Origin of the sequence: Mameliella sp. CS4 (assembly GCF_019392335.1) — a bacterium.
Classification (GTDB): domain Bacteria; phylum Pseudomonadota; class Alphaproteobacteria; order Rhodobacterales; family Rhodobacteraceae; genus Antarctobacter.
In genome coordinates, this window is record NZ_JAHXRQ010000001.1 from 264,753 (window position 1) to 284,704 (window position 19,952).

The 19,952-nt window shown below is 66.8% G+C and carries 17 protein-coding genes; 13 read left to right on the top strand and 4 right to left on the bottom strand.

What is annotated here, in order from left to right; genetic code table 11:
- Nucleotides 1-26: 26 nt before the first annotated feature.
- Both KZZ07_RS01270 and KZZ07_RS01275 read right to left on the bottom strand, forming a co-directional pair.
- On the bottom strand, nt 27-863 hold the full coding sequence (locus KZZ07_RS01270) for an SHOCT domain-containing protein (protein WP_219511237.1): 837 nt from the start codon (nt 861-863) through the stop codon (nt 27-29).
- Nucleotides 864-953: 90 nt separating this feature from the next.
- The gene (locus tag KZZ07_RS01275) at nt 954-2,135 is read right to left on the bottom strand and encodes a glycosyltransferase family 4 protein (protein WP_219511240.1); all 1,182 of its coding nucleotides are present in this window, start codon (nt 2,133-2,135) and stop codon (nt 954-956) included.
- Nucleotides 2,136-2,348: 213 nt separating this feature from the next.
- On the opposite strand from KZZ07_RS01275, the gene KZZ07_RS01280 reads away from it, so the two are divergent.
- From KZZ07_RS01280 to KZZ07_RS01290, 4 genes are read left to right on the top strand one after another with little or no spacing between them, the layout of a single operon-like run.
- Entirely contained in the window at nt 2,349-3,380 is a 1,032-nt protein-coding gene (locus tag KZZ07_RS01280; protein ID WP_255564094.1) for a hypothetical protein, read from the top strand.
- A gap of 45 nt (nt 3,381-3,425) precedes the next feature.
- Nucleotides 3,426-3,752 carry a hypothetical protein gene (locus KZZ07_RS27575; protein ID WP_255564095.1) on the top strand — a complete coding sequence of 109 codons (327 nt, stop codon included), beginning with the start codon at nt 3,426-3,428 and terminating at the stop codon, nt 3,750-3,752.
- A gap of 11 nt (nt 3,753-3,763) precedes the next feature.
- A complete protein-coding gene (locus KZZ07_RS01285; protein ID WP_219511242.1) occupies nt 3,764-5,050 on the top strand; it encodes a glycosyltransferase family 4 protein in 1,287 nt (428 codons plus the stop codon).
- Nucleotides 5,047-5,556 carry a GNAT family N-acetyltransferase gene (locus KZZ07_RS01290; protein ID WP_219511245.1) on the top strand — a complete coding sequence of 170 codons (510 nt, stop codon included), beginning with the start codon at nt 5,047-5,049 and terminating at the stop codon, nt 5,554-5,556. Before KZZ07_RS01285 ends, KZZ07_RS01290 begins: the two co-directional genes overlap by 4 nt.
- A 303-nt stretch (nt 5,557-5,859) precedes the next feature.
- Here the strand turns inward: KZZ07_RS01290 and KZZ07_RS01295 are convergent, their stop codons facing one another.
- Nucleotides 5,860-6,351 (bottom strand): serine O-acetyltransferase, encoded by a 492-nt coding sequence (locus KZZ07_RS01295; RefSeq protein WP_219511248.1) that lies wholly within the window; start codon nt 6,349-6,351, stop codon nt 5,860-5,862.
- 156 nt (nt 6,352-6,507) lie between these two features.
- Here KZZ07_RS01295 and KZZ07_RS01300 point away from each other — a divergent pair, with 156 nt between their 5' ends.
- From KZZ07_RS01300 to KZZ07_RS01310, 3 genes are read left to right on the top strand one after another with little or no spacing between them, the layout of a single operon-like run.
- Nucleotides 6,508-8,559, top strand: a complete 2,052-nt coding sequence (locus KZZ07_RS01300) for an acyltransferase family protein (protein WP_219511256.1) — start codon at nt 6,508-6,510, stop codon at nt 8,557-8,559.
- Entirely contained in the window at nt 8,556-10,109 is a 1,554-nt protein-coding gene (locus KZZ07_RS01305; protein ID WP_219511259.1) for a GMC oxidoreductase, read from the top strand. The genes KZZ07_RS01300 and KZZ07_RS01305 overlap by 4 nt, the downstream gene beginning before the upstream one ends.
- On the top strand, nt 10,106-10,870 hold the full coding sequence (locus KZZ07_RS01310; RefSeq protein ID WP_219511261.1) for an SDR family oxidoreductase: 765 nt from the start codon (nt 10,106-10,108) through the stop codon (nt 10,868-10,870). Before KZZ07_RS01305 ends, KZZ07_RS01310 begins: the two co-directional genes overlap by 4 nt.
- 22 nt (nt 10,871-10,892) lie before the next feature.
- Here KZZ07_RS01310 and KZZ07_RS01315 read toward each other — a convergent pair whose 3' ends face one another.
- Nucleotides 10,893-11,657 (bottom strand): WecB/TagA/CpsF family glycosyltransferase, encoded by a 765-nt coding sequence (locus KZZ07_RS01315; RefSeq protein WP_219511263.1) that lies wholly within the window; start codon nt 11,655-11,657, stop codon nt 10,893-10,895.
- Between the two features lie 192 nt (nt 11,658-11,849).
- Between KZZ07_RS01315 and KZZ07_RS01320 the strand changes: the two genes are divergently transcribed.
- The 6 genes from KZZ07_RS01320 (at nt 11,850) to KZZ07_RS01345 (ending at nt 19,939) form a co-directional block, all read left to right on the top strand.
- Nucleotides 11,850-13,016 (top strand): Gfo/Idh/MocA family protein, encoded by a 1,167-nt coding sequence (locus tag KZZ07_RS01320; RefSeq protein ID WP_219512231.1) that lies wholly within the window; start codon nt 11,850-11,852, stop codon nt 13,014-13,016.
- Nucleotides 13,013-13,984: an NAD-dependent epimerase/dehydratase family protein gene (locus KZZ07_RS01325; protein WP_255564124.1), complete on the top strand. Its 972-nt coding sequence runs from the start codon at nt 13,013-13,015 to the stop codon at nt 13,982-13,984. The genes KZZ07_RS01320 and KZZ07_RS01325 overlap by 4 nt, the downstream gene beginning before the upstream one ends.
- Nucleotides 13,981-15,210 (top strand): glycosyltransferase family 4 protein, encoded by a 1,230-nt coding sequence (locus tag KZZ07_RS01330; RefSeq protein WP_219511289.1) that lies wholly within the window; start codon nt 13,981-13,983, stop codon nt 15,208-15,210. Before KZZ07_RS01325 ends, KZZ07_RS01330 begins: the two co-directional genes overlap by 4 nt.
- A complete protein-coding gene (locus tag KZZ07_RS01335) occupies nt 15,207-16,160 on the top strand; it encodes a glycosyltransferase family 2 protein (RefSeq protein WP_219511292.1) in 954 nt (317 codons plus the stop codon). The genes KZZ07_RS01330 and KZZ07_RS01335 overlap by 4 nt, the downstream gene beginning before the upstream one ends.
- A 17-nt stretch (nt 16,161-16,177) precedes the next feature.
- Nucleotides 16,178-18,280, top strand: a complete 2,103-nt coding sequence (locus KZZ07_RS01340; protein WP_219511319.1) for an NAD-dependent epimerase/dehydratase family protein — start codon at nt 16,178-16,180, stop codon at nt 18,278-18,280.
- 222 nt (nt 18,281-18,502) lie between these two features.
- The gene (locus KZZ07_RS01345; RefSeq protein WP_255564096.1) at nt 18,503-19,939 is read left to right on the top strand and encodes a CpsD/CapB family tyrosine-protein kinase; all 1,437 of its coding nucleotides are present in this window, start codon (nt 18,503-18,505) and stop codon (nt 19,937-19,939) included.
- Nucleotides 19,940-19,952: the final 13 nt, after the last annotated feature.

Sequence of the window (19,952 nt, forward strand, 5' to 3'; positions counted from 1 at the left end):
CGATGCGGACTTCACGGCACCTTCCCTTACAACCGCGACAGCAACTCCGCCTTCTTCGCGGCAAATTCATCCTCGCTGAGGATGCCCATGTCCCGCAGGCTGCCCAGCTTTTCAAGCGCGGCAAAGATCTGATCGGAATTGCCGCCCTGCTGGACCGGCGCGGGGGCCGGATCGGGCTGGGAAACAGGCTCTGGCTGGTAGACCGGTTCGGGCTGCATCGGGGCCGGCTCTGGCTGGACAAAGGACGGCTCGGGCGCGGAGCCCGCCCCCGAAACCACCGGCAGCTGGTTGAGGTAGACCGTCCCGTACTGGCTGGTGAAGGTCCAACTGGCATCGCCTGACTGCTGCTGCCCGACGCCGCCGATCAGGTGATCGCCCGTGTCATAGACCGTCACCTGCCCGTTCAGGTTCACCGCCAGCCGCCGCGACTGCGGGAAGATCGCGTAGCTGAGGTTGTTCTGCGAGCCCTGCGACGAGGGCTGGCCCAGATCCGACGGCCACCATGAGCCGAAACTGCCGCCCGAGAATGTCATCGAGGCCCCACCCTGCTGCTGTCCCTGCCAGCTGCCCTGCGGCTGCGGTGCGGGCTGGTAGAAGGCTCCCTGATAGTAGGCATTCGAAATTTCGCCGCAGAGGTTGTTTACCGTATTCTTGAGCCCGTTATTGAACATGTCCCCGACCATCGTCATGCCGCCGGACTGCCATTGACCCATGCCGCCCAGTTCCGGCACGTTGAACTGCGCCTGCATACCGCCGCCCCGGCTGACGGCGTCCATCATCGACAGGACGGCATCGGGGCTCAGCCCATAGGCCTGGCTGAGGCGGGATTGCACGGCCAAGCCGTGATCTGTGAGGGGGGACATGATGTGCTCCGGCCGCAATCGGCTTTGGGGAAAGACTCAGCCCTTCGGGTAGCACATGCCGCGTCGCAGCACCAGCCACGGCCCGGCGTGTCAGGCCGCGCGGCTCTCGCGTTTACGCGCCACCGCCTCGCGCAGGAGCGAGGCGGTCCTCTGCCCCCAGGCATCCCAGTTGAGCCGCGCCTCGTACTCGGCCCGCGCCGCACGGCTAAGCCGGGCATAGCTGGCGGGGTCGTCGAGATAGGCCAGGATGTTGCGCGCGAAATCCGCCGCCTCTGACCCGGGCGGCAAGGCATGGCCGGTGATCTCGTCGCGGACCGGCACGCCGCCCACCCGCAGGCAAAGGGACGGCAAACCGTGAGCCGCGGCCTCGCAAAAGGCAAACCCATAGGATTCAAAGGACGGCATGACCATGAAATGCGCCTGGGCCAGCGCGGCGTCAAAGATCGCCTGTTCCTCGGGCACCGCCTTGTTCAGTTCCGGGTGCACGGTGACAAACTGGTTGGAATTCTCCTCCGGCGGCACGCAGCCGATCACGGTCAACCGCGCGTCCACGCCCGCATCACGCAGGGCCATCATCGTGTCGAAGGCCACCGGCCCGCCCTTGGCCGACCAGTCGCGCCCGATCACAAGCAGGCGCAGCGGCTCTGCCCGGCTCAGGCTGCGCGGCCCGGGTGGCGGCGGGTCGGCGATATTGGCCCCCCAGGGGACCAGGCGGCTGCGGTCAGGCGCGATGCCATAGCGGCTTTCCACGGCGGTCTGCAGCCATTCCGACGGCCAGAGCAGAAGGTCCGCCCGCGCCAGCGCCGCGCGTTCCTGCCGTTCGGCCCAATCGTCCAGAAAACGGCCCAGTTTGAACACCCGTTCATGCGCCTGCCCAACCTCGGACTCGCGGTAGACTGTCTGCGTCGCGTCCGAGGTGAAGGCCGTGACCACGCCCGGAGGCACCCGCAGCCCGGCCAGCGTGTGCAGAGCATAAGCCCCGAACAGCACATCGTAGCCCCCCTGCCGCAACTCCGCCTCGATTGGGCGCGCAATCACCCGGCGCAACGCATAGTGTGCCCTCCACCGCGCGCGCAGGTTCACCCGTTCCGGCATGGCATGGATCAGGCGGCGCAGGGGCTCTGCCCCGCCCCAAGCCTGCGGCAGCACCGTGACCTCGCCGGCGTGAGTCCGAAGGGCGTCGAAAATCCGCGCATTTCCGCCGGAATACAGGTTCCGGTCCAATGGGGACATATCGCACAGGTAGGCGATGCGGAGTGTGTCGCGGGCCATGATCTCCTTCCGGGCGCAGGGTTTGTCGTGGATGTTTTCCATGCAATGATAAAAGAAACGGGCGTTTTTACGACCGTTCCGCGCCAATTTGGGTACGGTGCCCGAAATGTAGCGGATTTCACTGTTTTGCTGCATTGCAGCCGCGACTTTGCCCCAGCCGGTTGCTAGGTCACACTGGAACCGGCGCATCCCGCGCCCAAACGCAAAGCGACCATGCCCAACCAGATCGCCTTCCTCGCACTGGCGGCAAGCCCGATCTTCGTGGCCGTGATGATGTCGCGGCTGCCGCTGGACCGTGCGATCATCTGGTCGCTGATGCTGTGCTACCTGTTCCTGCCGGAACCGCCCGCAGTCTTTGACTTTCCGATGATGCCGCCGCTGGACAAGCACAACATTCCCGCGCTGATGGCCTTTGCCCTGACGCTGTGGCGCAAGGACACGGGCGGCCCGCTGCTGCCCCGGTCGCGGTTTGGCAAGGTTCTTTTTCTGACCTTCGTTTTCTCACCGGTGATGACGGTCCTCACCAACGGCGAACCGGTCTATTTCGGCATCGTCGGCCTGCCCGCGCTGGGGCTCAAGGATGCGGCGGCTCTGGTGCTGGAACAGTTCCTGATGGTGCTGCCCTTCCTTCTGGCCCGACAGCACCTCGCCTCTGGCGGAGCGATGCGGGAACTGTTGCGCGCGCTGGTCGTCGGCGGGCTGATCTACACGCCGCTGATGCTGCTGGAAATGCGTGTCTCACCCCAGCTCAACAGCTGGGTCTATGGCTATTTCCAGCATTTCTTCGCCCAGACCATCCGCTTTGGCGGCTATCGCCCCATCGTCTTTCTGTACCACGGCATCTGGGTCGCCTTCTTCCTGATGACATCCGTGGTCTCGGCATGGGCGCTCTGGCGCTGGGACAAGGGCCCGGGCCGGACCAGGGCGCTGGCTGTCGCCGGCTACCTGACGCTGGTCCTGGTCATGGCGAAATCGCTGGGGGCGCAGATCTTCATGGTCCTGCTTGTGCCGCTGGTTGTGCTGCTGAAGCCCCGGGCACAACTGCGCATCGCGCTGTTCATCGGGGCGGTGGCCCTGGCCTACCCGATCCTAAAGGGCGCCGACCTTGTCCCGCAGGACCAGATGCTGGCGCAGGCCGAAAAGATCGACCCGGACCGGGCCGGATCGCTGCGCTTTCGGTTCCAGAACGAGGACACGTTGCTGGAACGGGCCTATATCAAACCGGTCTTCGGCTGGGGCAGCTAGGGGCGCAATCACATCCTGGACCCGTTCAGCGGCGCCATCCTGACCGTGACCGACGGGCTGTGGATCATCGCCATCGGCACATATGGCTGGGTCGGGTTCCTGGCGCAATTCGGGTTGTTGCTCTGGCCGCTGGTGCTGATATGGCGGGCGACGCCCACGCAACGCCCCGATACCGTTTCCCCCTTTGTCGGGCCGCTTTCGCTGATGCTGGCGATCAACGTGGCCGACATGATCCCCAACGCCACGCTCACGCCGCTCACCTGGCTGATCGCGGGCGCATTGGCCGGTTACGCCGAGCGCCTGCAAGAGATCACACCCAAGGCGCGGCAGGCGGCCAGTGCCGCGCCCCTGCGGCGCCGCACGGCGATGTAGAAAGGTCCCAGATGTCCCAAAGACCCCGCGTCCTTCTGGTCGCCGACGAATGCAACCCGGAATGGCCCTCGCTGCCCATCGTTGGCTACAAGTACGCGCTGGAAATCGGCAAGCTGGCGGATGTGACCGTCGCCACCCATGTCCGCAACCGCGAGAACATCGAGAAGGATGGGCCATCCGTGCCGGTGGTCTACATCGACAACGAATGGATCGCCTCGCCCATGTACCGGCTGGCCAGACTGATCCGGGGCGGTGAGGAGGTCGGCTGGTCGACCTCGATGATCTTCAACTACCTGCCCTACCTCGCCTTCGAACAGGGAGTCTGGCGCCACTTTCGCGATGACCTGCGGGCCGGGCAATTCGACATCGTGCATCGCATCACGCCCATGTCGCCCACCCTGCCCAGCTGGCTGGCGCACAAGGTGCGCCAGCCCTTCGTGATCGGGCCGCTGAACGGCAATCTCGACTGGCCGCGCGCCTTTGCCGCCGAACAGGCGCGCGAAAAGGAGGGTCTGCGCAAGTTGCGGAATGTCTACAAGTACCTGCCCTACGCGCGCAGCACCTATGACGATGCCGCCGCCGTGCTCTGCGCCTTTTCGCACACCCGGGCCGACCTGCCGCGGGTCGAGGATGCGCGCATCGTCTCCTTCCCCGAGATCGGCTTTGATCCCGCGATCTTCCATGCCGAGGGCGCCGCACCCGCGGGCCGCCGCGGCGACGGGCGGCTGGACTTCCTCTACGCGGGCCGCCTTGTCCCCTACAAACTGCCCGAACTGCCGATCCGCGCCTTCGCCGCCTCTGACATCCTGCGCCGCCATCACCTGCACGTGGTCGGCGACGGGCCGGAGCGGGCCCGGATGGAGGCGCTGATTGCCGAACACGGGCTACAGGACTGCATCACGATGCACGGACGCAAATCCCAGGGCGAGGTGGCCGGGATGATGCGCCACTCGGACGCCTTCGTCTTCCCCTCGATCCGCGAGCTGGGCGCCGGCGTGGTGATCGAGGCGATGGCCTGCGGCTGCCAGGTGATCGTGGCGAATTACGGCGCCCCCGGCGACCTCGCCGATCACGGCCGGGGCGCGCGGGTCGAGATGGGCAGCTTTGACCGCATGGTCGATGGTTTCCGCCTTGAAATGGAGGCCTGCGCCGAGGCCCCCGCCAACATGGCCGAGACCGCAGCCCGCGCCAAATCCTATGCCGACGGCTATTTCCCCTGGGCGAAGAAGGGCGAAAAGACAATCGACGTCTACCGCGCCCTGCTCGACGGGCAATCACTCGACGGGCTAGGCTATTGACCGGCTTCACCACCAGCCGGCTCCGCGTCACGCCCTGGGCGGCGGCGCTCGACGATCCGGCTACCCGCCCGGCGCTTGAACATCGCCTCGCGCGGATCCTTACGCCGCCCGTCCTGCGCCCCCTGCCGCCTTCGGTGCAACTGGACGGCACACCCAGCCAAATCACAAACTGGATCGCCGCGCGCCACACCGCATCCAACGTCTGGCTCGTCGAGACAGGCGAGACCCTGGTCGGCCTGCTCATGCTCTTCTCCGACCCGGAGCGCGTCAGCGACTGCGCGCATCTCGGCTATCTCTTTGCCGAAGAGGCCTGGGGCAAAGGCTATGCCACCGAACTGGTCCAGGGCCTTGCGGCACATCTGGACGAAACCGCGCCCATGACCCTTCTCGCCGGGGTGGACCGCACGAATCCTGCCTCCGCCCGTGTGCTGGAAAAATCGGGCTTCTTGCCCGATCCGGAGACGCCGACCGCCGACACCCTGCGCTTTCGGCGCCCGCCCCCCTGACCGACCCGGCATAGCCGGGCCCAAGTGCCTGTTCCCCGGAGCCATCTCTCGCTTGATGCCGAAAAGAGCTGGGCCGCCAGCCAATGCAAGGGGGCGCAGCCCCGCGCCTCGCGCGGCTTGCCCTTGCATTGGCTGGCGGGCTGGCTCAGGCAGCAAGACAGCGAGAGATGGCTCCGGGGAACAGGCACGGGCTTGTTTCCTGGTGAATCCCGAAGCGAAAAACGCGCCGCAAGGCGCGATACCCGAGGGGTGGCGGGCGGGCGATGGCACCTGAAAGGGGCCGAGTCCCGACCGGCCCCCGGTTTATTCAGATCGCGCGATCACCTTCGCGGGCACCCCGGCCACGGTCGCCCCGGCGGGTACGTCGCGTGTCACCACGGCGTTGGCGCCGATCACCGCGTGATCGCCCACTTTCAGCGGCCCAATCAGCTTGGCGCCCGCGCCCACGTCGACGTGACCGCCCAGAACCACCGGGCCCGCCAGCGTCACTTGGTGAAAGATCATGCAGTTCACGCCGATCCTGGCCTCCGGGTGCACGATAATCCCCGTCGGATGGGTCAGGCGCAGCCCGCCGCCGATCTCGGTCGTCAGATGCAACTCGCTCTGGCAGATCAGCGACCAGAACCAGTGGTTCAGCACCCAGTATCGCGCCACGACACGGCCCAGAAGACCCCGGTCGCGCCAGGCCTGGTAACGACGGACTGCGCGGATCATCTTCTTGCCCGGTTCCCAGAACCGTTCGATCCGCTCGCGCGACCAGTCCGGCACCTCGGCCGAGATCAGATTTTCCGCCATTCCGGTATCCATCGCCCGCGATCCGCCATAATCCTGCCCTGAAATGCGGTATCCTAAGGGTTATGGCAACACTCTGACCGCAGAGTGCGCGTAACCCGGAGAATCCGGAAGGACGAAAATGACGCTCCCGCCCCTTGGCCGAGGACACCCGCAGCCATGAGCGCAGCAGCGCATATGCCTCTCCCTTATCGGGGGGATATCGACGGGCTGCGCGCGCTCGCCGTGCTTGCCGTGGTGCTCTACCACTTCGGCCTGCCGCTCTCAGGCGGCTTCGTCGGCGTCGACATCTTCTTTGTCATCTCAGGGTTCCTGATCGGCGGCATCCTCTGGCGCGAATACGATTCGACGGGCCGCATCAGCCTGCCGAGTTTCTACATCCGCCGCTTCCGCCGCCTCGCCCCCGCCTTTTTCGCCATGTTGCTGGTGACGACCGCCCTGGGCTGGATCCTGCTCTTGCCGTTCGAGTTCCGGGAATACGGCAAGGCGGTGATCGCCTCCACGGTCTACCTGTCGAACGTCCTGTTCTTCAGACAGGCGGGCTATTTCGACACAGCGTCAGAGGACAAGCCGCTTCTGCACACATGGTCGCTCGCGGTCGAGGAACAGTTCTACATCTTCCTGCCACTGGCGATTGTCCTGCTGGCGCGCTGGCGCTGGGGGGTGATCGGTGTGCTTATCGCCTGCTGGGCACTGTCGCTGGCCGCCTGCGTGCTGGTCACGCCGCTGTCGCACACGGCCACCTTCTACCTCTTCCCCTTCCGCGCGTGGGAGCTGCTTTCCGGCGTGCTGCTGGCGATCTGGGGGCACGAAACCCGCGCGACATGGCGGGGCCACCCCGCGCTCTCCTCGGTCGGGCTGGTCATGGTGCTGGCCTCGATCTGGTTCATCCCGGCAGGGCCGCTGTTCCCCGGGCTGCTGGCGATCCCGCCAGTGCTGGGGACGGTGCTGCTCTTGTCCTCGGGCACAGGGGTCTGTGCGGTCAACCGGCTGCTGACGCATCCCTGGATGCGCATGGTGGGGCTGATTTCCTACTCTCTCTACCTCTGGCACTGGCCGGTCTACACGCTGGCCACATCGCTGCGGGGGGACATGGGCCTGCCGGAATCCTTTGTCTGGATGGCGTTGTCGTTCGGTCTGGCCTGGCTGTCGTGGCGGTTCGTCGAACAGCCCGTCCGGCACGCACGCGCCCTGACGGGCCGCGCTGTCTTTGCCGGGATGGCGCTGGCCTCCACCGCCGCGCTGGCCTTGGGCGCGGTTCTGTTCAAGGGGGACGGTCTGCCCGCCCGGTTCGGCCCCGAGGCGCGGGTGCATATCGCCGCCTCCGGCGACTTCCTCCAGGACTGGAGCCGCTGCTACACGCCCGATGATGGCCCGCTCGACGGGCTTGAGGTCTGCCCGATCGGACCCGAGGGCGCGCCGCGCCTCCTGGTCTGGGGCGACAGCCATGTCCGCGCCATGAAAGAGGGGCTGGATGTCGCCGCCCATGAGGCCGAGGTGCCGGGTATCATTCTCTGGCGTGCCGGCTGCCCGCCCCTGTTTGGCCTGCGCAAGGTCGAAAGCGCCGCCACCGCCGCGCAGGACATGACCTGCACACAGGCCAACACCCAGATCCGCCAGGCCCTGCCCGCCCTCGACAGTCTTGAATCCGTCCTGCTCATCGGGCGGTGGAGCTATTATGCCACCGGTCAGGGTGTCGGCCTGAACGCGCATGACCGGATTGCGCTGCACCCCACCGACCGCCCCGAGTCGACCCAGGTGACCCAGCCGCAGCTGTTGGCAGAGGCCGCGCGCGACACGGTGGCAGAGCTGCGCCGCCATGTGCCCCGTGTCCATGTCCTGCGCCAACCTCCGGAAATCCCGCTCTACGACAGCCGGATCGCGGCGCGCGAGGCGGCGTATGCGGGCCTGCCCTTGGCCGCGCCCGCACGGACAGAGACCAGCGTGCCCGCCGATGCCATCGTCTTGCGCGCCACCCTGTCCGATGCGCCCTGGCTGCCCCTGGAAGAGGAGGGCAGGATCACCTTCCTGGACAGCTGGCCGCAGTTCTGCTCGCAAGACACCTGTTCCGCCGTGCAAGCTGGGCAGGGACAGTATTTCGACAACAACCACCTGACCAACTCTGCGGCGATCCGGATCCGCGAGGTGTTCCGCCCGGTCTTTGCGCCGCTGATCCCGGAGGTGTCGATGCAAGGGGCCTCGGACCGATGACCTCTCCATTCGACACGGAATGGGATGCCATCGTCATCGGCGCGGGCATGGGTGGCGGCACGCTGGGCCGCGCCCTGGCAGAGGCCGGGCAAAAGGTGCTGTTCGTCGAGAAGGGCGCAGAGGGTCTGCGCAGCGAACGCAACGGGCTGACCGAGGTCTTTGTCCCCGAGGCCCGGGCCGCGCGCGGCCTCTGGCCGGACCCGCTGCACGTTTCGCTGGACGGGGTCGAAACGCAGTTCTTTGCCCCCCTTGGCAGCGGCCCGGGCGGCAGTTCGGTCTTTTACGCCGCGACGCTGGAACGGCCAGAACGGCACGATCTGGACGACCTGCCCGGTCAACCCCATCCCACCGGCGGCTGGCCGGTGGGCTATGACGCAATGGCCCCTTGGTACGACCGCGCCGCGCGGCAATTCCGGGTTCACGGCACGCCTGACCCGCTCTCGCCCGAGGCGCCGATGCCCCTGGGCATGCCCCCCCCCCTGCACCAGGCCGAGGCCGCCCTGACCGACAGCCTGCGCGCCGCGGGCCTGCACCCCTATCGCACCCATACCGGCATCGCCAACATAGAGGGCTGTGAGAATTGCCTAGGCCGGAAATGCCCCAAGGTCTGCAAGATGGACGGCCGGTCCGCCGGTGTGGAACCGGCGCTGGCCACGGGCAATGCACAGCTTGCGTCCGGGTTGGCGGTCACGCGCCTGTTGAGTGATGGCACAAGGATCACCGGCGCCGAGGTCCGCGCCGATGGTGAAACCCGGCAGTTGCGCGGCAAACGCTATATCCTTGCCGCCGGCGCCCTGCATTCGCCCCGCTTGCTGCTGGCCTCCACCTCCGAGGCCGCACCGAAAGGCCTTGCCAATTCCTCCGGCCTCGTCGGCTGTAACCTGATGCTGCATGTCGACGAACGCTTTGCGCTCTGGCCGAAACGCGGTGTGCCGGACAGTGGCGCGACCAAGGCGATTTCGTTCCGTGATTTCTATCACCGCGAGGATATGAGGCTGGGCGCGGTGCAGGCGATGGGCATTCGCGCCTCTTATGGCGAGATGGTGCATTTCCTCAACCGCATGTTCGACCTGCGCGGCCAGCCACGCCTGCGCACCCTGTCGCGTCCCCTGGCCGCCGTCGCAAAAACCCTGCTGGGTCATGCCCATCTGTTCGTGGGGCTGATGGAGGATTTCCCTTACGCCCAAAACCGTGTGCTCTACGATCCGGCGACGCCCGAAAAACTGGCCGTGACCTACACGCTGTCAGACGAGTTGCGCGCGCGGCGGCGTGCCTTTCGCAAGGCGCTGCGCAAGGGGTTGCGCGGACATCGGCACCTGTTCCTGTCGATGACGCCGGAACTGAACTGGGGCCATCCCTGCGGCACATTGAAGTTCGGACATGACCCGGCGCATTCCGTCACCCGCGCCGATGGCCGGGCGCATGATCTGGAAAACCTCTGGGTTGCGGATGCCAGTTTCATGCCCACCTCGATGGGGGTGAACCCCAGCCTGACCATCGCCGCCAACGCGCTGCGCGTGGCCAATCACATCCTGGAGGATCAGAGATGACCCGGATCACGCCGGAAGACGGGATTGCGATTGTCACCGGCGCCGGGTCCGGCCTGGGCCGCGCGCTTGCCCGCCAGTTGTGCGACGCCGGGTTCACCGTGGTCGGCACCGGTCGCCGGGCCGAGGCGCTGGAGGAAACCGGCGCCCTCTGCGCGGGCCGGTTCCAACCGATGCCGATGGACGTGTCGGATTTCGCGGCGGTCGAGCGCGGCTTTGCCGAGGGTATCGCCCGCCACGGGGCGCTGGCCCTGCTGGTCAACAACGCCGCCGTCTACCCGAAACGGGACGTCTTCGACGAAACGCCAGAGCTGTTCTGGCAGAGCATGGCGATCAACCTGGGCGGGGTCTACGCCTGTTCATGGGCCGCACTGCAGGACATGGGGCCGCGCGGCGCGGGGCGCATCCTGAACGTCTCCAGTTATGCTGACATCGCGCCCCTGCCCGCCTCCGCCGCCTATTCCGTGTCCAAGGGGGCCCAAAGGGTGCTGACGCGTGCCCTGATCGCGGATCTCTTTGACCGCTTCCCGGACATTGTCATCACCGACTGGCTGCCCGGCGCCCTGGCCACCGACATGGGCATTCCGGATGGGCTGCCGCCCGAAACCGCGGCGCAATGGGGGGTGAAACTGGCGCTTATGCGGGATCAGTCCCTCAACGGCACCATCTTTGAGCGGGACATGGAACTGCTGCCGCCGCGCGGGCTGAAGGCGAAACTGAAAGACGCGCTGATGATGCGGCGCCCCCGGCCCCGCAGGCTATGACGCCATTGGGTGAATGCCCCGCTCAGGCCTTGCGGTCGCGAAACCGCAGCAGCATCGCCCGCACCGCCAGCCCCGGCAGCGCCAAGGCGCATTTCGCATAGCGTCCGGCCAGCCGCCCCGGGTTCAGCAACATGCGCCACAGCCATTCCATCGCGATCCGGCGCACCCAGGCCGGGGCCCGCTGCTGGGTGCCGGCAAAGAAATCCAGCCCTGCCCCGATCGAGGCAAAGCCGACCTCGGGCGCCACCCGCCGCCCGGTCGCGGCAAAGGTTTCCTGCTTGGGCGCGCCCAGCGCGACAAAGCACAGCCGCGCACCGGTCCCGGCGATCTGCCGGAGCATGTCCTCGGCCTGCGGTCCGGCGGGATCGAACCCCATTGGCGGCGCGATCTGGCAGACCACCTGAAGGTCGCGCACCTCGCGTTCGAGGTATTCCGCCGCCGCCGCCAGCACAGGTTCTGACGAGCCGAACAGCGCCACGGTCACGCCTTGCGCCGCCGCGATCTGCGCCAGCGGCAGGATCGCCTCTGACCCCGGGATCAGCGACACGGGCCGCCCCGCCAGCTGCGACAGCCAGACAATCGGATAGCCATCGGCCACGACGAAATCCTGCGCCGCATAGACGGTGCGGAAACTGTCCGAGCCGCGCAGCTTGACGATGTGATCGAGGTTGATCGTGGCCAGCGCAAAACCGGCGCGGCGGGCGAACCGTTCGCGCACCCGTGCCTCCAGCACGGCCCATGTCGGCACGTTCACGACAACCGTGTCATCGCCAAATCGGAATTCCATTACGGCACCCTGTTCCCCCGTCCGCAGCAATAGCCTTTTCTCCGGACATCCGCAGTGACCTTTCCACAATACATTCGCTTTTTTCGACGTCACTGGTGCCGCACTGCCGCAATTTCCCTCTGCACGTCGAAATGTGGCCATGTTTAGGTGTTTTATCCTCGCACAAACGCAGGCGGGCCAAGGGTGGCACAGTTGAAGTCGAGCAGGGCAGAGTCGGGCGCCGGTCAGGGCGCGCAGGCCGGGCAGGTTGTGCTGCTGGGCTGTGGCTTTGTCGCGGATCTCTACATGCGGTCTCTGGCCGTCATGCCGGGGATCACCGTTGCCGGGGTCTGGGACCATGACGCCGACCGGCTGCGCGCCTTCTGCGCGTTCTGGGACCTGACCGCCTGTGACAGCCTGTCGGACCTTCTGGAGCGGGCGCCCGGCGCGCTGGTTCTGAACCTCACCAACCCTGCCGCCCATTTCGAAACCTCTCGCGCCTGCCTGCAGGCGGGCCGCCACGTCTATTCCGAGAAACCTCTGGCCATGACGCTGGACCAGGCGAGCGAGCTGCACGCGCTGGCCGAGTCCGGGGGGCTGGTGCTGGCCTCGGCCCCCTGTTCCGCGCTGAGCGAAGCGGCGCAGACCCTGGGCCACGCCCTGCGTGACAATATCGCAGGCACGCCCCGCGCGATCTATGCCGAGCTTGACGACGGCTTTGTCCCGCAGGCCGCCTATCGCAAGTGGCTGTCGGACTCCGGCGCCCCCTGGCCCTACGAGGATGAATTCCGGGTTGGCTGCACGCTGGAACACGCGGGCTATTACCTGACCTGGCTGATCTCCTGGTTCGGGCCAGTGCGCACCGTAGTGGCTGCCTCTGCCGAGACGATCCCTGACAAGGAGGGCCAGGGCCCCTATGCGCCGGACCTGTCGGTGGCGGTGCTGTTCTTTGACAACGGGCCGGTGACGCGGTTGACCTGTTCGATCACCGCGCCGCACGATCACGGCATCCGCATCGTCGGCGACAAGGGCGTGCTGTCCTGCGACGCCGCCTGGGACAACGCGGCCAAGGTGAAATTCGCCCGCCGTCTGACGCTGCGGCGGCGGCTGATGGAACATCCCTTTCCCCGCACCCTGCGCCTGCCGCAACCGACGCATCCCAAGGTCAAACGCTGGGGGGCGGCGGCGATGAACTTTATGCTGGGACCGGCAGAGGTGCTGGAGGCCCTGCGCGAGGGGCGCCCCTGCCGCATGTCGAACGATTTTGCCCTGCACCTGACAGAGGTCACGCTGGCGATCCAGAACGCCGGAGAGACGAGCGGTGCCCAGTCCATGACAACCACCTGCACAGCGATGGAGCCGATGCCTTGGGCCAGATGACGATTGCCATCACCGGGGCGGGCGGCTTTCTGGGCCGCGCCTGCGTGGCCGAGGCCCGGCGCCGGGGCCTGCCGGTCCTTGCGCTCTATCGCAACAGCCTTCCGGCGGACTGGGCCGGGGACGTGGGCATCACGCCGCTGCAACTGGACCTGACCGCCCCCGACGCCGCAGACCGCTTGCGCGCCGCCTTGTCGGCGGACTGCGCGATCATCCACGCGGCGGCCCATCTGGGCGACGATCCCGCCTCGGTCGCCCGCGACACGCTGAGCGCCACCCGCACCCTGCGCGAGGCATGGCGCGGCAGCGGCGCACGGCTGGTGCTGATCTCATCCCTTGCCGTCTATGATACCGACAGCCTGTCGCCCGGCGATGCGCTGGACGAATCCAGCCCGCTGATCCCCCTGCCCGACACGCCGGAACAGGCCCGCGACGCCTACGCCGGGTCCAAGCGCCTGCAAGAGGCGCTGTTCCTAGACGACCTTCAGGACGGCTGGATTCTGCGCCCCGGCGCGCTTTGGGGACCGGGGCGCACATGGCATGCGTTGCAGGGGTTTTGGGCGTCCAAGCTCTTTGTCACCATAGGGTCGAAAGGCGAACTGCCGCTGGCGCACGTAGACCTGTGCGCGCAAATCGCCATTGAGGCCGCGCGCACGCCCACCACCGGCCCGGGCATCGTGAACGTCTTTGACGACGACCGGCCCACCCGGGCGCGGTTCCTGCGCGCGCACCGCCGCTGCTTTGGCTGGCCACGCCTGAACGTGACCGTTCCCTATGGTGCCTGGCTGGCCTTGGCCCGCCTGTTGAAACCCATCTCAGGCAACCTGCCCGGCCTCTTTCGCGAAAACATCCTGCGGGCGCGTCTCATGCCGCTCCGCTTTCCCAACACGCGGATGCGCAGCGCCTTTCCGGGCGAAGACACCGACACCTTCGAGGGTTTGATGGCCCGCGCGGCGGAGGAGCGCGCATGAGACTGCCGAAACTGGCCTACCTGACCGGCGAATACCCCCGCGCCTCGGACACCTTCATCCAGCGTGAGGTCGCCGCCCTGCGCACCCTTGGGCATGAGGTGACAACCTGCTCGATCCGCACCACGGGGGCCGAACACCTCGTCGGTCCCGAACAACGAGAGGAACACGCCCGCACCTACAAGGTACTGGTGGCGGCGAAGAACCCGCTGACCCTGTTGCGGGCACACCTGCGCTGGATGCGGCAGCCGGGCCGGTATCTGCGCGCGCTGAAACTGGCCTGGCAGACGGCGCCCAGAGGGGTAAAGGGCCGGTTCTACAACCTGATCTATTTCCTCGAGGCCGGGGTGCTGGCCGCGCATCTGGCCAAACAGGGCGTCGATCACCTGCACAACCATATCGCCAAGGCCTCTTGCACGGTGGCCATGCTGGCGTCGGACCTGTCCGGCATCCCCTACAGTTTCACCATCCACGGGCCGGACATCTTCTTTGAGCCGCACCATTGGCGTATCGACGAAAAGGCGGCCCGCGCCACATTCGTCGCCTGCATCTCGGAATACTGCCGGTCGCAACTGATGTGCTTTGCCGATCAGGCCCATTGGGACCGCTTTCACATCGTGCATTGCGGTGTCGACCCCGACCGCTACACCCCCGCCCCGCACAGGGGCGAGGATACGCATCTGCTCTTCGTCGGGCGGCTGGCCGGGGTCAAGGGCGTGCCGATCCTGATCGAGGCGCTGCGCGGGCTTGCCCCCGACACACCCAACCTGCGCCTGACGATCATCGGCGACGGCCCCGACCGCGCCGCGCTGGAGTCGCAGGCGCAGGGGTTGCCCATCACCTTTACCGGCTACCAATCGCAATCCGAGGTCGCAGAGACCCTGGCGACGGCGGATCTTTTTGTCCTGCCCAGTTTCGCCGAAGGCGTGCCCGTGGTCCTGATGGAGGCGATGGCCTCTTATGTTCCGGTCATCACCACCCGGATCGCCGGGGTGCCGGAACTGGTGGCCCAAGGCACCTCGGGCCTGCTGGTGGCGCCGGGCGACGCATCCGGCCTGCGGGACGCGATCAAGGCCCTGGCCGACGACCCCGCGCGGCGCCTGCGCATGGGCGCGGAGGGCCGGGCCAAGGTCGAGACCGAATTCAACATCACCCGCGAGGCGGGCTGGCTGTCGGCGCTGTTCCGCGACTACGCCGCAGGGCGCAAACCGCCGGGGAAACGCCCATGACCCCGGTCGATGTCGTCCTGATCGGCCGCAACGAGGGCATGCGGCTGGTCGCAGCGCTGGCCTCTGTCCAAGGGCAGGCGCGCGAGATCGTCTATGTCGATTCAGGCTCCACCGACGACAGCCTGGCCGAGGCACGCGCCGCCGGTGCCAAGGTCGTCGAACTGGACATGTCCACACCCTTTACCGCCGCCCGCGCCCGCAACGCCGGGTTCGACGCCCTGAAAGCACCGCGCATCGTCATGTTCATCGACGGCGATTGCGCCCTGCACCCCGGTTTCCTCGACGCCGCCCGCGCCCATCTGGAGGCGCACCCGCAATTGGGCCTCGTCACCGGCTGGCGGTCCGAAATCCATCCCGATGCCTCGGTCTACAACGCGATCTGCGACTGGGAATGGCACCGTCCCGCCGGACCGATCCAGGCCTGCGGCGGCGACATGATGGTGCGGGCAGAGGCCTGGGCGGCCGTGGGCGGCATGAACGCCTCCGTGATCGCCGCCGAGGATGACGAGTTCTGCACCCGGTTGCGCAAGGCCGGCTGGCAGCTGGAACGCCTGCCGCTGGAGATGACGCGCCACGATGCGGCCATGTCGACCTTTGGCCAATGGTGGCGCCGCGCCATCCGCACCGGCCACGGTTTTGCACAGGTGGGTCACCTGCACCCGGAGTACTTCCGGACAGAACGGCGCCGCGTCCTGACCTTTGCGCTAATCCTGCCGCTGCTGTTCCTGGCCGGTTTTTTCACCACGTCCTGGATCAGCGCGCTTGTCTTGTTGCTTTTTGGCTACAGCCATTTCCGGTCGATCCGGGGGTTGCGCGCCGACGGGCTGGACCCCGGCCGGGCGCACCGTCTGGCCATGCTGCTGACCCTGTCGAAATTTCCGAACCTGATCGGCATGGCCCGGTTTCACGCGCGGCGGCTCTCTGGTGCCGATATGCGGATTATTGAATAAAAATGAGGATTTAGCCCATGTCCACCCCCATCCGCGTCGGCCTGATCGGGGCCGGTTACATCGCAGACTGGCACGCCGACGCCCTGCGCGCGACCCCGGGTGTCGAGGTCACGGCGGTCTGCGACATGCGCGAAAGCGCCGCCCGCGCCCTGGCCGATCCACTGGGCGCGCGGGTGTTCACAACTGTCGCCGAGCTGATCGATTCGAAGGCCTGCGACGCCGTCCATATCTTGACGCCGCCAAATATACATAAGGATATCGCGACTCAGTGCCTCACGGGCGGGTTACACGTGCTTGTGGAAAAACCTGTGGCTGAATCCGGCGACGAGACCGACTCGATCCAAAAAACCGCGCTCGAAGCGAACCGCAAATTCCACCCCGGTCACAACTTCCTTGGCCTGCCCTCTTACCTCCGCATGAAAGAGGCGATGACCGGCGGAGACTATGGCCGCGTCTCTTCGGCAGAGATCACCTGGGCACTGCCGCTGGCGCCGCTGCGGTCGGGGCCGTTCAACCTGTGGCTGCTGCGGCAGCCGAAAAACCTGCTGCTGGAACTGGGGCCGCACCTGGTGGCCTTTGCGCAGGATCTGTTCGGCGACATGGAGATCCTGCACGCCCATGCGACCCATCCGGTGATGCTGCCGGGCGAGGACCCGCGCCCGCAGGGGTTCCGCATCCTGGCCCGCGCCGGACAGGTCGAGATCACCTTTACGCTGGCGATGGTGGAAACCGTCGACGACCGTTCCGTCACCCTGCGCGGCTCCTCGGCTCGGGCACGGCTGGACTTTGCGCAGGACGTACTGGTGGTGGAACGCGAAAACGCCGCCGACCTGGTCGCCAACCCGCTGAAGAAACAGATGGAGCTGTCGCGCCAGCACCGGCGCGAGGGGCTGTCGAACGCCTGGACCCAGTTCCGGTCGCTGAACACCCGCAATCCCTACGGCCTGTCGTTCCGGGGCATGAACGCCGCAATCTACGGCGCGTTGGCCGAGGGCAAGCCGCAGGATGCGCGCTTTTCCGGGGAAAGCGCGGTCAAGGTCATGCGCACCATCGACGCCATGATCGCGAAACTGCCGCCCAAGGTTCTGAAGACCGCCGCGCCCGCCGTGCAGACCCGAAGCCCGAAACCCACGGCGATGGTGATCGGCGGGACCGGGTTCATCGGTCGCGCCCTGACCCGCCGGCTGGTGGCGGACGGGCGCGACGTCCGCGTGCTATCGCGCGGGAAATCCGGCCCTTTCCCCGACTTGCCTGACTCTGTCGAAACCGTTTCGGCCAGCTTGCACGATCTCGACGCGCTGACAGAGGCGATGCAGGGGATCGAGGTGGTCTTCAACCTGGCCAAGTCGCTGGACGACACCTGGGCCGACTGCCTGAAAAACGATGTCGGCGTGGCGCTGCGGGTCGCGATGGCCAGTGAAAAGGCCGGGGTGAAACGGCTGATCTACACCGGCACCATCGCCAGCTACGACATGTCCGACCCCAACCGCCAGATCACCGAGGACACCGGATTTGCCGAGGACATGAGTGATCGCAACCTCTATGCCCGGTCCAAGGCGGAATGCGAGCGCAAGCTGATGGAGCTGCACCGGGAACGGGGCCTGCCGCTGGTCATCGCACGCCCCGGCATCGTGGTCGGCCACGGCGGCCCGCTGCAACACTGGGGCATCGGGCGCTGGCACGGTGCGGGGGCTGTGCGGATCTGGGGCCACGGGCGCAACATCCTGCCCTTTGTGCTGATCGACGATGTCGTCGACGGGCTGGTGCGGATGATCGACGCGCCCGTCGAAGGGCAAAGCTTTAACCTGATCGGAGAGCCGATGCTCTCGGCCCGAGGCTATTTCAACGCCATCCACGACACGCTGGGCGCAAAAATCCGCGTGGTGCCGGGCAACTTGAACGCCTTTTACGCCTCGGACGCAGTGAAATACCTGCTCAAGAAATATGCCCTGCGGCGGCAGGGCGTCATCCGCGCCTCGCTGGCCGACTGGAAGAGCCGCGCGCATTTCTCACCCTTCGTGAACACGCGCCCAAAGGACGTGTTGGGCTGGCAACCCGAGGCCGACAAGGCCCGTTTTGTCGAAGAGGCGATCACCAGGGCCAACCTCTTTGGCTTTTGAACCGGGGGCCTGTGGTCTGGTCGGGACGGTCAACAATCCCTGCGTTTCCACCTTATTCTGGCCAGATTTGGCTGGTTTAACGATAATCGACCGGGTGTCCCTCTGGCGACCCCGAACACGGAAAACTGAATCGCGCCCCGCGCGTTTGCGGGGCACAAGGGTCTCAAAGGCTGCGCGAGCGACACGCGCCGCCCGAAATGCTGCGGAGCAAGGGGCATGAACATGATGGACAGCCCAAAATTCCGGCGCAAACGCACATCCGGCACGGGATCGGCACGTCCCGTGTCAGACCCGCCTGAGCCTGTGCGCCCGCTGGACGAGACCGCGCGAGAAGCCGCCCGGAAACGCGATGTGGCCGCCGACCAAGCCCGGGCCGAGGCAGAGGCCCAGCGCATCGCCGAGGCTGCGGACAAGGCAAAGGCCCGCGACAAGGCCCAGGAAAAGGCCCGCCGCCGCGCCGAACTCGAAGAAATGGCCCGCGCAGAGGCGCTGCGCCGGGTCAAGGCCGCCCGCGCCCGGCGCGAAGCGGAGGCCCGCGAAGCTGCGGAACGCGCAGAGGCTGAGGCGGCTCTAAAAGCCCAGAAGGACGACGAAGACCGCCGCATCGAGGCGCAACGCGCCGCCGAGGCCCGGCGCGAAGCCGAGAAAGAGCAAGCCGAGGCCGCACACCGTGCCGAACAGGACCGCCTTGCCGAAGAGGAAAGACTGGCCGAGCAGGACCGCTTGGCCGAAGAAAAGCGCCTGGCAGACGCCCGGGCCGCCGAAGAAGCCGCGCGCCGCGCCGAGCAAGAACGCCTCGCGCAGGAGCACCTGGAAGACGAAGAGCCACCGGAGGACGTGCCCCCGCTGGCGCTGACGGACATGGTCCCTGTCACGAAACAGCCCGAAAGCACGCCCGCCTCTGCGCGGTCACCACAAGAGCCGGACACGGTAGAGGCCGCCTGGGCCGGACTGTCGGAAATGACCGTCGACAAGGGACATCTCGACCGGAACCGCATCATCACTGCCAGCCGCGATGACCCCGCCCACGCGGCCTTTGACGTGCTGCGCACCCGCCTCTTGCAGGCGCTTCACGAGAACGGCTGGCGCCGGGTGGCCATCACCTCGCCGGGCAAGGAATGCGGCAAGACCTTTACCGCTGCCAACCTCGCCATCAGCCTGTCACGGCAAGAGAACTGCCGGACGCTGCTGCTGGATTTCGACATGCGCCGGCCCAACATGCACAAGATCCTGGGCATCAACGATCCCGGTTCGCTTGGCGACATGCTGCGCGGCGTGACCGCGCCGGGCGATCATCTGCTCCGCATGGGCCGCAACCCCGTCAACGCCGGGCGCAACATTGCCTTTGGCCTCAACAGCCGGCCCGAGGCCTATGCGGCGGAACTGCTGCAGGACCCGCGCGCCGAAGAATGCCTGCGCCGGATCGAGGACGACTTCGCCCCCGACGTGGTGCTGATCGACCTGCCCCCGGCCCTGTCCTATGACGACGTGATCGCAGCGCGGCCCCTGTTCGATGGTGTTCTGCTGGTGATCGGCGGCGGAATGACGACGGAAAAGGAAATCGCCGAGGTTGAACGCCGCCTGGGCGACAGCACCCCGATCCTGGGGATGATCCTGAACAAGGCCGAAGGCACCGAACTCGATCGCTACAGCTATTGAGGCCGGGCGCCCC